11 protein-coding genes are annotated in these 13,462 nt (G+C 62.8%); 3 read left to right on the forward strand and 8 right to left on the reverse strand.

Annotated elements, in window-relative coordinates:
- Positions 1-264: 264 nt before the first annotated feature.
- Positions 265-2,229 carry a carbohydrate porin gene (locus ACQ86E_RS11420; protein WP_431205473.1) on the forward strand — a complete coding sequence of 655 codons (1,965 nt, stop codon included), beginning with the start codon at positions 265-267 and terminating at the stop codon, positions 2,227-2,229.
- Between the two features lie 91 nt (positions 2,230-2,320).
- On the opposite strand, the gene ACQ86E_RS11425 is transcribed toward ACQ86E_RS11420, so the two are convergent.
- Genes ACQ86E_RS11425 through ACQ86E_RS11435 form a run of 3 tightly spaced genes read right to left on the reverse strand, consistent with a single transcriptional unit; the run spans position 2,321 to position 4,967 of the window.
- Positions 2,321-2,980, reverse strand: coding sequence for a TadE/TadG family type IV pilus assembly protein (locus ACQ86E_RS11425; protein ID WP_431205474.1), 660 nt, complete (start codon positions 2,978-2,980; stop codon positions 2,321-2,323).
- Positions 2,981-2,992: 12 nt separating this feature from the next.
- Positions 2,993-3,550, reverse strand: coding sequence for a TadE/TadG family type IV pilus assembly protein (locus ACQ86E_RS11430; protein ID WP_431205475.1), 558 nt, complete (start codon positions 3,548-3,550; stop codon positions 2,993-2,995).
- A gap of 10 nt (positions 3,551-3,560) precedes the next feature.
- Positions 3,561-4,967 (reverse strand): TadE/TadG family type IV pilus assembly protein, encoded by a 1,407-nt coding sequence (locus ACQ86E_RS11435; protein ID WP_431205476.1) that lies wholly within the window; start codon positions 4,965-4,967, stop codon positions 3,561-3,563.
- A gap of 387 nt (positions 4,968-5,354) precedes the next feature.
- Here ACQ86E_RS11435 and ACQ86E_RS11440 point away from each other — a divergent pair, with 387 nt between their 5' ends.
- Positions 5,355-6,650: a hemolysin family protein gene (locus ACQ86E_RS11440; protein WP_431205477.1), complete on the forward strand. Its 1,296-nt coding sequence runs from the start codon at positions 5,355-5,357 to the stop codon at positions 6,648-6,650.
- Between the two features lie 48 nt (positions 6,651-6,698).
- Here ACQ86E_RS11440 and ACQ86E_RS11445 read toward each other — a convergent pair whose 3' ends face one another.
- The 3 genes from ACQ86E_RS11445 to ACQ86E_RS11455 all read right to left on the reverse strand — a co-directional run bounded on the left by ACQ86E_RS11445 (position 6,699) and on the right by ACQ86E_RS11455 (position 9,749).
- Positions 6,699-6,938 carry a PilZ domain-containing protein gene (locus ACQ86E_RS11445; RefSeq protein WP_431205478.1) on the reverse strand — a complete coding sequence of 80 codons (240 nt, stop codon included), beginning with the start codon at positions 6,936-6,938 and terminating at the stop codon, positions 6,699-6,701.
- 108 nt (positions 6,939-7,046) lie between these two features.
- Positions 7,047-8,672: an FMN-binding glutamate synthase family protein gene (locus tag ACQ86E_RS11450; protein ID WP_431206447.1), complete on the reverse strand. Its 1,626-nt coding sequence runs from the start codon at positions 8,670-8,672 to the stop codon at positions 7,047-7,049.
- A gap of 303 nt (positions 8,673-8,975) precedes the next feature.
- Positions 8,976-9,749, reverse strand: coding sequence for a ferredoxin--NADP reductase (locus ACQ86E_RS11455; protein WP_431205479.1), 774 nt, complete (start codon positions 9,747-9,749; stop codon positions 8,976-8,978).
- A 374-nt stretch (positions 9,750-10,123) separates the two neighbouring features.
- Here ACQ86E_RS11455 and ACQ86E_RS11460 point away from each other — a divergent pair, with 374 nt between their 5' ends.
- Positions 10,124-10,924, forward strand: coding sequence for an ATP-grasp domain-containing protein (locus tag ACQ86E_RS11460; RefSeq protein ID WP_431206448.1), 801 nt, complete (start codon positions 10,124-10,126; stop codon positions 10,922-10,924).
- Between the two features lie 176 nt (positions 10,925-11,100).
- On the opposite strand, the gene ACQ86E_RS11465 is transcribed toward ACQ86E_RS11460, so the two are convergent.
- Together ACQ86E_RS11465 and ACQ86E_RS11470 are read right to left on the reverse strand one after the other, a co-directional pair.
- The gene (locus ACQ86E_RS11465; RefSeq protein WP_431205480.1) at positions 11,101-12,042 is read right to left on the reverse strand and encodes an amino acid ABC transporter substrate-binding protein; all 942 of its coding nucleotides are present in this window, start codon (positions 12,040-12,042) and stop codon (positions 11,101-11,103) included.
- Positions 12,043-12,051: 9 nt separating this feature from the next.
- Positions 12,052-13,350 (reverse strand): dicarboxylate/amino acid:cation symporter, encoded by a 1,299-nt coding sequence (locus ACQ86E_RS11470; protein WP_431205481.1) that lies wholly within the window; start codon positions 13,348-13,350, stop codon positions 12,052-12,054.
- Positions 13,351-13,462: the final 112 nt, after the last annotated feature.

Raw genomic sequence — 13,462 nt, forward strand, 5'->3', positions numbered from 1 at the left:
GTTGCAGTCCCGTCACACAGAAGTGCCAACCATCCCTTGCAGCAAGCCGAGCCAGTTGCTATTGCGAATTAATCGCAATAAAGTTCGTAACGAGTATAGGAACTTGGGGGAGGAATGGCGTTCGAATCGGGATCATCTCGACCGATCACGTACACCCAAGACTTGATGACAGGACCGCGGCGAATCGGCAGGGATAGCGCGGTGTGGATTATTCGCGTTTTGGGGGCGTACGTTTTGACGTTGAGGGGGCTTCGACATCGGTATTTGCGAACGGCCGCGGCGATCGCCTCGGGCGTGCTGGCTTTTCCCGCCGCCGGCCGCGCGGCCGATCTTCCGCTGAAGGCGCCTGCGCTGAAAGCGGTCTACGACTGGACCGGCCTCTATATCGGCGCGCACACCGGTTTCACGCGCGGCACGTCCTCCGCGACGCTGAACGATCCCACACTCGCAACCGACAACCATGTCTTCACCGGCGCGACCGGCGGCGTGCAGGCCGGCTACAACTGGCGCCTCAATTCGGGGCTGCTGCTCGGCGTCGAAGGCGACATCTCGTTTCCGAACTATCTGCCCTCCAATCACGTCGTGTCATCGGCGGCGACCGCGCTGTCGAGCGTGGAGGAGCGCTGGGACTATGTGGCGAGCCTGCGCGCGCGCCTCGGCTACACCACCGGCAATTGGCTGGTCTATGCCACCGGCGGCGCCGCGTTTGCCGGCGAGCGCTTCCTCGCGACGCCGACAGGCGGCAATGAAGAGAAGGTGTTGAACACGCGGTTCGGCTGGACTGCCGGCGGCGGCGTCGAATATGCCTTCGCGCCGCACTGGAGCGCGCGGCTCGAATATCTCTACAGCAAGTTCGAGAATGCCAACGTCACCTTCCCGTCCGGCGCGCGATATTCGTCGTCGATGGATTTCCAGAGCCTGCGCATCGGCCTCAATCGCAAGATCGACTGGCCGGGGGTGCCGACCTACAATCCGAAGTCCGATGTCACGGACACCGAGTCGAGCCGCTGGGAGATTCACGGCCAATCGACCGTGCTGGGGCAGGGCTACCCGGCGTTCCACGCGCCCTATACCGGGCCGAACAGTCTGATCCCGTCGCCGGATTTCCAGCAGACCTGGAGCAACTCGCTCTATCTGAATGCGCGGCTGTGGGATGGCGGCGAGGTCTATTTCAATCCCGAGCTGCTGCAGGGATTCGGGTTCAACAACACGACGGGCGCCGCGGGCTTTCCCAACGGCGAAGCGCAGAAATCCGGCTTCCCCTATCCGCACTTCAACGCCTCACGGCTGTTCGTGCGCCAGACGTTTGGCTTCGGCGGCGAGCAGGAGGAGCTTGCCAGCGGGCAGCTTCAGCTTGCCAGCAAGGTCGATGTCTCGCGCCTGACCCTGCAGGTCGGAAAGTTCTCCGTCGTCGACGTGTTCGACGGCAATTCCTACGCGCACGATCCGCGCAGGGATTTCATGAACTGGTCGATCTGGGCGTCCGGCGCGTTCGACTATGCCGCCGACAAGCTAGGCCTCGGCTACGGCGCGACCGCCGAATTGAACCAGAAGCAATGGGCGCTGCGCGCCGGCTACTTCCTGATAGATGCCGAGTCCAACTCGAACAATTTCGACATGAATGTCGGCCGCCGCGGCGAATATGTCGTGGAGCTCGAGACGCGCTATTCGCTGTTCGGCCAACCCGGCAAGCTGCGCACGCTCGGCTTCGTCAACAGCGCCAATTCCGGCAGCTATCGCGAGACGCTGGACAATCCTGCGTTCGGTGTGGATATCACCCAGACCCGCCGCGGGCGCATCAAATACGGCTACGCGTTCAATCTCGAACAGGCCGTCACCGACGACATCGGCGTGTTCGGCCGCTGGAGCTGGAACGACGGCCACAACGAGATCATGGCCTTCACCGACATCGACCGCAGCCTGTCCGGCGGCGTCTCGGTGAAGGGCGCGAAATGGGGCCGGCCCGACGACGTCGTCGCCATCGCCGGCGCCATCAACGGCCTCTCGCAAGATCATCGCGACTTCATTGCCGCCGGCGGACTCGGGCCGTTGATCGGCGACGGCCAGCTCAACTATCGCCGCGAACGCGTGCTGGAAACCTACTACGCCTACGCGCTGAACAAGGCGCTGACCTTCACCGCCGACTACCAGCTCATCGTCAATCCCGCCTACAACGCCGACCGCGGGCCGGTCTCGGTGTTCTCGGGGCGGCTGCACGGCGAATTCTGATCGCAGCCAGCTCTCGGTCGATCACGAAGCAGACCCGTAGAGCTTCGTCAGCGGGCCTCGATCGTATCGGGCCTCATGCACCTGGCCAAGGCTAGCAGGTCTTCTGCTGCAGATGCTGGACACAGGTGCAGGTCGCCGTTGCCGGGTACTTCACGTCATAATACGGGAAGCTCGACGTAGCCGGGCTGTTCGTCGAGCAGCGCGGGAACAGGTAATAGCTGTCTGTCAGCTTGACGGTGCCGCTGATCGCGAAGCCGAGATTGGGCGTGTAGTCATAGGACACCTCGCTCAGAATGAGCGAGATGTTGGCATTGCTCGGATTTTTCGAGTCCGGCGCCGTATACGCCGACAATGTCATCTGTTGACCGACGGCTCTGGCTCCCGACGAACTGGTCGACTTGCTCCATTGAACCGTCGCTTTGCCGGCGCTGTCGGTCGAGACCTCGGAAACCGTGATCGTCATCAGGGAGGCGCCGCCCTTCGTGACGGCGTACGGAGCCATGATGGCCGACGAAGCCGCAAGAATGCTGTCCATCTGGCTCGACGTGACCTGCGTGTTTTGCGACACCATGTCGGCGACACTGCGCGCGGTCGCCGTGACCTTGACGTTCATGGACAATCCGTTGCCGAGTTCGACGCCGCCGACATAGAGCAACAGCAGGAACGGACTGATGATGGCGAATTCCGTCGCGGCGACGCCCCTGGCGTCGGTCCACAGGTGCCGCGCGCGAGACCTCATGCGGGCGATCATGGCAAGCTCCTTCTAAGAACCCGGTTCATTCTGGAAAGCGGCCGACGACATGATCAGCCGGTTGCCGTTCGAAAGATTCGAGAGGTTGAAGCCAAGCGGGCCCAGGACGACCGGCCATACATACATCACGCGGAGAACGACGATATCGCCGGCATTTCCGGGATTGTACTGCCAGACATTCGAGACGGCGCCCTTGCTGTCGAACGTCAATGTGGGTGTGGCCGTGTTCGCCGAAGACCACGCATTGGCGACCTGCATGTCGACCATCAGGCCACTGCAGGTGAAGAATATCACGACTTGATCGCAGACCTTCTGCTTGAACACGGCCTGCGTCATCTGCTGGGCCTGCACCTGCCCGGTCAGAACCAGGCGGGCCGATTGGCGCGTCACCGTTTCGAGCGTCTGCTGGGCAAAGAAAACAAGAAACGTCTGAATGACCGCGATCATGAGGGCAAGGAACGGCGCGCCAACCAGCGCGAACTCCACAGCCGTGGCTCCATTGTCATCGCGAACAAAGGCGGCGCCGCAATTGCGGCTCCTCTTCTTCGTTGCGACGTCCGGCGGGGTCATGGCGCTTTCCCTACTGCATGAGGCTGGCGGTGCTTGACGCAACCTTGATGAAGAGGTTGGTCAGCGCCGTGGAAATGTCGCCGCCGGTCTGAACGCCCGCGTACAGACCGGGCGACGCGCAAGCCTGCAGTTTCTGTGCGATCGCCCCCGTGGACGAGGTCGGATTGTTGAACTGCGAGATGCGCTTGTTGTACCAGTCGTCGCTCGGCAATTGCAGATACTCGGTGTAGAGGATCGCGATGCGGATGCCGCGGTTCTTGATGGTGGTGCAGATCGCGTTGTCGAGCGGCTGCTGGCATCGCACCTGCGAGCCGGCGGTCGGGAGCGGGTAAGTGGCGTTCGCGTCGCAGCTCGCCGACTTCGCGATGAGCTTGTCTTCCACACCGTCGGTGACGAGGAAGACCACCTCCTGGGGGGTATCGCCCGCCTGATTGGTGCCGGTTCCCGGCAGTGGCATGACGGCATTCACACCCGACAGTCCGCCCGCAATGTCAGAGCCGTAGTCGGTGTTGCAGTTGCCGGCGATGACGCAGTTCTGATGGTCGACCGTCATCAGTTGGATGTTCGAAATCTTCGTCCCGGCGGTGGTCGGGGTGGTCAGCGTCTGGATCGTGTTCAGCTTGTAGTCGAAGGTGTAGATGCCGGCCTTGTAGGTGGTGTTGTTGATGGCCGACATGCACTGCATGACGCCGCCCGAAACACCAGACTGCGGGCACGTCCAGGGCCCGACGAGCAATTGCTTGACGGCGTTGGTCACCAGATCGATGCGCAGTGTGATGTTGTTCGCGCGCGCGACCGTGAGGTTGTCCTTGTTCGAAGAGCTTGGAGCCTTGTTGTTGGGATTGGCTTCATGGCAGGCGAACGCGCAGTTCGCGGCGTAGGACGGCTGACTCTTCGTGGCCTTGATCATGTTGTCGATGTCGGCCTGGGTCGCACCAAGCGCCATCGACGGCGAGTCATCCAGCAACAGATAGAAGTTCATGTTGGGCGCGCTCGACGCTCGCGCCGTCGACGAACCGGCGATCTGCCAGGTCTGCTTGCCGAGAACCCCCGGGAAATTGTTGATGGACTCGGCGGCGTAGGAGACCGTAATGGTCCGCTGCAGACCGGAATCGACGACATTGACCGTCGGTGTCGGCGCGGCCTTGAGGCCCGCCAGATTGGCCTTCGCTGCGAAGACGGCTGTCGCGGTGGCCTGGACGACAGCGCTGTCGGTCTGCGTCAGCATCGCCGGTCTCACCGCCGCGATCGCGGCCGCGTCGGCGGCCGCGTTCAATTGCTCCCGCTTGCGCAGGGCCAGCGTGTAGTCGAGCGCCATGCCGAGCAGAAAGATGGTGGGCACCATCATCAGCGCGAAGATGATGGCGACGTTGGCCTTCCGGTCTTTCGCGAAACGAAGCACTAAGCGGCGGAGCATTTGACCTTCACCCTGATTGCCGTCGCTGCGGCCGAGACCATTTTCTGGTGCCTTGCGACCGGAGGAGACCAAAGGTTTTCGCAGCCGATCGCTCGCTCTTTACGAGGGCAAATATGGCTATCGCGCCTTAATCAACGCTTACGCGCGTTCCATAAACACGGGCTGGGACGGATCGGGATGTGTCACATTGAGAAAGCATCATTAACGCGGCTTAAACGGGTTCGCCGAGATTGCCCCTCCGGGAATCCGATCCCTCGAAAATGCGCGCGAAAGTCGGAGCGACTTGCGAGAATTTGGGCCGGAGCCGGGTAAATCGTGCCTGGAGTTCCTATATAAGGGGCTTGATCCGGCGTCCGCCGGGCCCGGCATCCCTCCTTCCAGCGCAAAATGTTGTCCGTCGAACTCATCATCGTCGTCGTCCTGATCGTCATCAACGGCCTGTTATCCATGTCCGAGCTGGCCGTGGTCTCGTCCCGCCCGGCCCGGCTGTCGCTGCTTGCCGCCAAGGGCGTGCGCGGCGCCGAGCGGGCGCTGACGCTGGCGGCCGATCCCGGAAAGTTCCTCTCCACGGTGCAGATCGGCATCACCCTGGTGGGCGTGCTTTCGGGCGCGTTCTCCGGCGCGACGCTGGGCCAGCGGCTGACGCTATGGCTGGTCGAGGCCGGTCTCTCCGCCGGCGTTGCCGACATCGTCGGCGTCGGCATCGTGGTCACTCTCATCACCTATGCCACGCTGATCGTCGGCGAGCTGGTACCGAAACAGGTAGCGCTGCGCGATCCCGAGAGCGTCGCGGTGAAGGTTGCGCCGGCGATGCACGTGCTTGCGAAGGTCTCGCTGCCGCTCGTCTTCCTGCTCGATCTCTCCGGCAAGCTGATCCTGTCGCTGCTCGGCCGTGGCGGCAAGGCCGAGGAAAAGGTGTCGGAGGATGAGATCCATCATCTCGTCACCGAGGCGGAGAATGCCGGCGTGCTCGAGCCCGGCGAGAAGGAGATGATCGCGGGCGTGATGCGGCTCGGCGACCGGCCGGTCGGCGCCGTCATGACGCCGCGCACAGAGGTCCACGAGATCGACCTGAATGATGCGCCGGAAGCCATTCAGGAGATCATCGCAAAGAGCCCGCATTCGCGCTTTCCCGTCTCCGACGGCGACCGCGACAAGCCGATCGGCGTGCTCCAGGCCAAGGACCTGCTGATCGCCTATATGAACGAACGTGCGCCGGATCTGCGTGCACTGGTGCGCGAGGCGCCCGGCATTCCGGCGTCGGCCGACGCCCGCGATGTTCTGGCCATCCTGAGATCTGCGCCGGTTCACATCGGTTTCGTCTACGACGAATACGGTGCCTTCGAAGGCATGGTGACGCCCGCGGATATCCTCGAATCGATCGTCGGCGCCTTCCATTCGGAGGAAGGACCACCGGAGCCGGCCTATGTCAGGCGCGCCGACGACTCGTTGCTGGTCTCCGGCTGGATGCCGGTCGACGAGTTCGGCGAGCTGCTCGGCATCGAGCTGCCGCCGCACCGCTACAACACGGTGGCCGGCCTCGTGCTGCAACAGTTCAACGCGCTGCCTGACATCGGCGATGCCTTCGACTTCGGCGGCTGGCACATCGAGGTGCTCGATCTCGACGGGCGGCGGATCGACAAGATTCTGGCAAGCCGGACGGGTGAGGTCGAAACGGGGTGAGCTCCAATCGCTGCTGTCGTCCCGGACAAGCGCGCCGAACGCAGACGCTCACCCGAACTTCACGCCGATGCGCCTTTCCTTGCGCCAGACCACGGTGCAGGCGAGGTGCGTTCCGTCCGCCTGGATGATGAGCGTGAAGTGTTCGGGGATGCCGACGGGACTGCTGACGTCGAGGGCGGCGCCGGTGTCGGAAAAATTGCGGACGGTGCAGTCGATCGCGCCGCCGCCGAACTCGATGGTTCCGGCCTTCAGCACACGATGCCTGGCTCTATCGCGTCGCTCGTCCATGGGGCCAGCTTACACCCGAAGCTGACATCGACGTTAAAGCACGACTCCGATCCCCGATGAATTGTCGCCGCCGCAAAATGGGGCGGTATCATGCGGTGGATCGGCGCCTCAGAGCGCCGGCTGGAACGTCTCAGCCTGCGCCATCCGCCAGGCATCGCGGAACCGGGGATCCTCGGTGCCTTCCAGCAATTCTCCGGGGCGCAAGGCCGGATAGAGCTGCGCGAAGGACTTCACGTCGGTCGTCGAGGTCCGCTGGCTGAAGTGAATCGGGCGCAGCTGCTGCGGATGTTCGAGGCCGGCAGCGGCGATCAACTCGGTCAGCGAATGCAGCGTGGCGTGGTGATAATTGTGCACGCGGTCGATCTTGAGCGGCACGTAGAGCGCACGTGCGCGGGTCGGGTCCTGCGTCGCGACCCCGGTCGGGCAGCGGTCGGTGTGACAGCTCAGCGACTGGATGCAGCCGAGCGAGAACATGAAACCACGCGCCGAATTGCAATAGTCGGCGCCGATCGCCATCGCGCGCGCCATGTCGAAGGCCGTGGCGATCTTGCCGGACGCGCCGATCTTGATGCGGTCGCGTGCGTTGATGCCGATCAGCGCGTTGTGCACGAAGCTGACGCCCTCGCGCATCGGCATGCCCAGATGGTCCATGAACTCCAGCGGCGCGGCGCCGGTGCCGCCCTCATTGCCGTCGACGACGATGAAGTCCGGATAGATGCCGGTCCGCAGCATCGCCTTGCAGATCGCCAGGAATTCCCAGGGGTGGCCGATGCACAGCTTGAAGCCGGCCGGCTTGCCGCCGGAGAGCTTTCGCATCTCGGCAATGAACTGCATCATGCCAACGGGGGTCGAGAAGGCGCGGTGCGAAGCCGGCGAGATGCAGTCCTCGCCCATCGCGACGCCGCGGATCTTCGAAATCTCTTCCGAGACTTTCGCGGCCGGCAGCACGCCGCCATGGCCGGGCTTGGCGCCCTGGCTGATCTTGAGCTCGACCATCTTGATCTGATCCTGGCTAGCGACGCGCGCGAATGCATCCGGATCGAAAGTGCCGTCGTAATGCCGGCAGCCGAAATAGCCCGAGCCGATCTCCCAGATGATGTCGCCGCCCATCTCGCGATGATAGGGGCTGAAACCGCCCTCCCCGGTGTCGTGCGCGAAGCTGCCCTTCTTCGCGCCGGCATTCAGCGCACGCACGGCGTTCGGGCTGAGCGCGCCGAAACTCATGGCGGAGATGTTGAACACCGAGGCCGAATAGGGCTTCCGGCAGTCGGGCCCACCGATGGTGATGCGGAATTTCTCCTCGGCATGCGCCTTCGGCGACACCGAGTGATTCATCCACTCGTAACCCTCGCGGTAGACGTCCTCCTGGGTGCCGAAGGGGCGCTTGTCGAGCTCCATCTTGGCGCGCTGATAGACCACCGCGCGGGTATCGCGCGAGAACGGCATGCCGTCCTTCTCGCTCTCGAAGAAATACTGCCGCATCTCGGGCCGGATCTCTTCGAGCAGAAAGCGGATATGCGCCGAGATCGGATAGTTGCGCAGCACCGCGTGGCTCTTTTGCAGGAGATCGCGCACACCGAGCAAGGTGAGCGCGGCAAAGATCAGGATCGGGACCAGCAGGATGTCGAAGATCTTGCGGTCGGCGATGCCGATGCCGATCAGGAGCGCGGTGACGACCGCACAGATCGTCAGCACGATGAAACGTGGCGAGAATGGCAGCAGCAGGGTTTCCATGATCCCCTCTTCCGCGAGCGCCGGGCGCTTGGGAGACAAGGGGGCGGGAGATTCCTGCGGTGTATTGTGTTCGGCCACGATTCCCATCCTCTCGCCAGCATGAGGCGGTACGATACGCCAGCGCCTGTCATACGGATATGACGCGACCCTTGTTACAGGCTAGCGAATTCCGCCGAGGCAGATCAATCAGCCTGATTGGCGGATTTTGCGGTGCAGCAGAGGCGAGGGGAATACGGGAGCGGTCTTATCCAGTCCCGGGCCAGGAAATGCAGATCCGGGACCTGCAAGATTGGCGAACCGCGATCAGCGCTCGACAAACGCCTTCTCGATCACGAAGTGGCCGGGCTTGTTGCCGGAGCCCTCGATGAAATCGCGGCCTTCGAACATCACCTTGAGCTCTTCGAGCATCGCCGGGCTGCCGCACATCATCACGCGGTCGGTGGCGATGTCGAGCGGGCCCTGGCCGATGTCGTTGAAGATCTGCCCGGAGTTGATGAGGTCGGTGATGCGGCCGCGATTGCGGAACGGCTCGCGGGTCACGGTCGGATAATAGACGAGCTTGTCCGCCAGCAGCTCCCCGAACAACTCGTCCTCACGCAAGGTCGCGACGAGCTTCTCGCCATAGGCGAGCTCGGAAACCTGACGGCAGCCATGCACCAGAACGATGCTCTCGAACTGATCGTAGACATCGGGGTCCTTGATCAGGCTGGCGAACGGCGCGAGGCCCGTGCCGGTCGAGAGCAGCATCAGCCGCTTGCCGGGAATGAGATTGTCGGTGATCAGCGTGCCGGTCGCCTTGCGGCCGACCAGGATGGTGTCGCCTTCCTTGATCTTCTGAAGGCGCGAGGTGAGCGGGCCGTCCTGAACCTTGATCGAGAAGAACTCGAGCTCTTCCTCGTGGTTGGCGCTCGCCATGCTGTAGGCGCGCAGCAGCGGACGGCCGTCGATCTCGAGGCCGATCATCGCGAACTGGCCGTTCTGGAAGCGAAAGCCGGTGTCGCGCGTGGCGCGGAAGCTGAACAACGTGTCGGTCCAGTGCTGGACGGAAAGAACCTTCTCTCGGTAAAACGCGCTCATGATTTTCGATATTCCGAATATTTGCGGTTTTAGAACAACAGCGTTGCACGGCCTCCTGAAGCGAGGCGGGCACCACTTGCCATGGCGGAGGATTTCTCAGGCGTGATCTACGCCATTGAGACCAATAATCAACCTCGTTTCGGGTGCAATTGATGCCGATCAAACCGGCATTTGCGGCGGAATTGGCCGGATCATTAACGGATCTGCTGTCGGGCCCGCATCAAGGGTAATTTCTTTTCCCCGAAGGGCTCGATCGCAGCACTTAATTTCCGTCGCGCTCGCGAGAATTTCATTAAGAATAGCTCTGGTTTTCACCAGGCACGGCGCCGTTTCCCGCATTTTTGCGGCCTTTGGCGCCAGGAATGATCAGGCAAATGAGCGGCGAGCGGATCTTCGTCCAGGCGATCAGGCACTATTGTGCGAACCACGGCATCGCCGTCGATGTCCGCGCCGGTGGCTGGCTGATCGCGATGCGCCGGGGGGCAAGGCGCCATTTCGCCTTCGGCTACGATATCGGCCTCAATAGCGCCATCGCGCATCGCATCGCCAACGACAAATCCGCCACCGCCGAGGTTCTGACGCTGGAAGGCGTGCCCTGCATTCCGCATCAGCTCTTCCTCAATCCAAAGCTGGGCGAGACCATTGTTGGCGCCGGCTGGCGAGAGGCCATGCTCGTGCTGCTGCACGACAATCCGCAAGGCGTGGTGGTAAAGCCGAACGAGGGGACATCGGGACGTTCGGTGTTCAAGGTGACGACGGAGGCGGAACTCGACCGCGCGGCCGGCGAGGTCTTTTCAATGAGCGCGGGGCTCGTGATCTCGCCCTATGTCGAAATCGAGGACGAGGTCCGTGTGATCCTGCTCGATGATGTGCCGCTCGTCGTCTACAGCAAGCAGCGTGGCGCGGACTGGCGGCACAATCTCGATGCGGGTGCGAAGCCGATGCTGCTGGAGGACGGCGAGGTCCGCGAGCCTTGCGTGAAGCTCGCGATCGACGCCGCAGGCGCCATCGGCATCACCTTCGCTTCAATCGACCTGGTGCGCGTCGACGGTGATTGGCGCGTCCTCGAGATCAACTCCGGCGTGACGATGGAGGCGCTGGGCAAACTGCATCCAGAGCTGGTGCAGGCGACGTATGACGCAGCGCTGGACCGAGTGTTTGGGGAAGAACGCTGAGTGCGACTAGGCCTCCTTCCCTTCTCCCCTTGCGGGAGAAGGTGGCGCGAAGCGCCGGATGAGGGGTTCTCTCCGCTCGCAAGACTGCTCGTGGGGATAGAGACACTTCACCCGGCTTCGCTTTCGCGAAACCCACCCTCTCCCGCAAGGGAAGAGGGTGCACCGAGCTTGCGGACTCAATTATTCGCGCTCGCCGAATCGTCCATCGCCTTGAAGGCTTCCTCCAGTTGCAGCGAGATCGGCACGTTGAGCCGTTCGCCGGTCGGAAGCCGCGCGGTGAACCATTTGTTATAGAGGGGCACAAGGTCGCGGTTGGAGCCGAGCTTGCGGAAGGCGCGCTCGACTACAGCCGAAAGTTGCGGCTCGCCCTTGCGGAACATGATGCCGTAGGGGTCGTAGGACAGATAATCGCCGGTGACGCGAAACTTGTCCTGCGCCTTGTGACGCGCGATCAGGCCGGAGAGCAGGATATCGTCGGTCGCGAACGCATCGGCCTTGCCGTCGACGAGCATCTGGTACGACTGCTCGTGGTCGGGCGAGGTGACGATGTTGAGGCCGAGCGAGGATTTCCTGTCGGCCGCCTGGATCGCCTGCTCGTTGGTGGTGCCCTTCGTCACCACGATGGTCTTGCCCTTCAGATCGGTCAGCGACTGGACGCTCGACGCCTTCGGCACCATCAGCTTGGTGCCGGCGACGAACATCAACGGCGAGAACGCGACACGTTTGCCACGTTCGGCATTGGCCGTGGTCGAACCGCACTCCAGGTCGATCTTGTTCTGGAGCACCGCGTCGATACGGTCGTCCGAAGTGACCTTGACGTAGTCGATCTTCAGATTTGGATCGTCGACCTCGACGCCAATCTCCTCGACGATCGCCTCGCAGAGTTCGAGGCTGTAGCCGATCGGGCGGTCTGACTGGTCGACGAACGAGAACGGCGGCGAGCTCTCGCGATAGCCGAGCCGCACGACATGTGCCTTCTTGATGGCCGACAGCGTCGGGCTGAGCCCTTCGCCGCCGGTCTGGGCGGAAGCCGCGGTCGCGAGCAACGATGCTGCGAGCCACAGGCAGCCGCCGATCACCGAACTTGCAAGTGTCCGCCTTGCCAGCGTCTGGCCCATGATGCGCCCCTAACCATGGCCGGCCATGGCGGGCACCTCGCCGGGGATCATGTCTTCCGGCACGGCATCACCTGGTCCCATCGCATGCTCGGGCCCGAGTTCGCCTTCCCACTTCGCGACCACGGAGGTCGCCAGCGTGTTGCCGATGACGTTGGTCGCGCTGCGGCCCATGTCGAGGAAGGTGTCGATGCCCATGATCATCAACAGTCCGGCCTCGGGGATGTTGAACTGCGACAGCGTCGAGGCGATCACGACGAGGGAGGCGCGCGGCACGCCGGCGACGCCCTTCGATGTGATCATCAGGGTCGCCAGCATCGCGAGCTGGGTGCCGAGCGGCATGTCGATGTGATAGCTCTGCGCAATGAAGATGCTCGCGAAGGTGCAGTACATCATGGTGCCGTCGAGGTTGAAGGAATAGCCGAGCGGCAGCACGAAGCTCGAGATCCGCGACGAGGCGCCGAAGCGGTTGAGGCCCTCCAGCGTCTTCGGATAGGCCGCTTCCGAGCTCGCGGTCGAGAACGCGATCATCAGCGGCTCGCGGATCAGCTTCAAGAGATGGCTGTAGCGCGGCCCGATCACGATGAAGCCGACGACGACGAGGATGGCCCACAGGATCATCAGCGAGAGATAGAAGCCGCCCATGAAGACGATGAGCTTCCAGAGCACCCCAAGGCCGTTCTTGGCGACCGTCGCCGTGATCGCGGCCCAAACCGCGAGCGGGGCGAACAGCATCACGTAGCCCGTCACCTTCAGCATGATGTGGCCGAGATCGTCGATCAGCGCCAGCATCGGCTTGGAGCGCTCCGGCATCGCGCCCATCGCCACCGAGAAGAACACGGCGAAGATCACGATCTGCAGGATCTCGTTCTGCGCCATCGCGTCCGCGATCGAGGTCGGAATCAGATGGGTCAGGAATTTCTCGATCGAGAAGGCCGAGACCGGCAGGCCGGTCGATTGTCCCGCCGCAGGCAACGTGCCGGGGAAATTTGCGCCCGGCTGCAGCAGATTGACCATCACGAGGCCGAGCAGCAGTGAAATAAAGGAGGCGCTGATGAACCAGCCCATGGTCTTGGCGAAGATGCGGCCGAGCTTAGAGCCCGAGCCCATATGGGCGATGCCGCCGACCAGGGTCGCGAACACCAGGGGCGCGATGATCATCTTGATCAGGCGCAGAAACATCATGGCGATCAGGTTGATCGAGGAGGCCCAGTCGGCGCGCGTGTCGGGCAGGAAGTTGTAGATCGCCGAGCCCATGATGATGCCGAGCACCATCGCCGCCAGAATGTATTGCGTAAACCTGTTCGACATCGATGACCCCCACATACGCCGGCGCTTCATAGTGTCGCAGATATGACAGCTGCGCAACACGCTTGGCGTGCAGTCGCTTTGTCCGGATGTTCCCATTGTGAAACTGGAGGCG

Source organism: Bradyrhizobium betae (assembly GCF_050632175.1).
In the GTDB taxonomy this organism is placed as follows: domain Bacteria; phylum Pseudomonadota; class Alphaproteobacteria; order Rhizobiales; family Xanthobacteraceae; genus Bradyrhizobium; species Bradyrhizobium betae_B.

Coding starts and splice junctions, on each gene's coding strand:
- ACQ86E_RS11465 (WP_431205480.1), bottom strand. CDS start 12,042: ATGGGCCAGACGCTGGCAAGGCGGACACTTGCAAGTTCGGTGATCGGC.
- ACQ86E_RS11425 (WP_431205474.1), bottom strand. CDS start 2,980: ATGATCGCCCGCATGAGGTCTCGCGCGCGGCACCTGTGGACCGACGCC.
- ACQ86E_RS11435 (WP_431205476.1), bottom strand. CDS start 4,967: ATGCTCCGCCGCTTAGTGCTTCGTTTCGCGAAAGACCGGAAGGCCAAC.
- ACQ86E_RS11460 (WP_431206448.1), top strand. CDS start 10,124: ATGAGCGGCGAGCGGATCTTCGTCCAGGCGATCAGGCACTATTGTGCG.
- ACQ86E_RS11470 (WP_431205481.1), bottom strand. CDS start 13,350: ATGTCGAACAGGTTTACGCAATACATTCTGGCGGCGATGGTGCTCGGC.
- ACQ86E_RS11450 (WP_431206447.1), bottom strand. CDS start 8,672: ATGGAAACCCTGCTGCTGCCATTCTCGCCACGTTTCATCGTGCTGACG.
- ACQ86E_RS11455 (WP_431205479.1), bottom strand. CDS start 9,749: ATGAGCGCGTTTTACCGAGAGAAGGTTCTTTCCGTCCAGCACTGGACC.
- ACQ86E_RS11440 (WP_431205477.1), top strand. CDS start 5,355: ATGTTGTCCGTCGAACTCATCATCGTCGTCGTCCTGATCGTCATCAAC.
- ACQ86E_RS11430 (WP_431205475.1), bottom strand. CDS start 3,550: ATGACCCCGCCGGACGTCGCAACGAAGAAGAGGAGCCGCAATTGCGGC.
- ACQ86E_RS11445 (WP_431205478.1), bottom strand. CDS start 6,938: ATGGACGAGCGACGCGATAGAGCCAGGCATCGTGTGCTGAAGGCCGGA.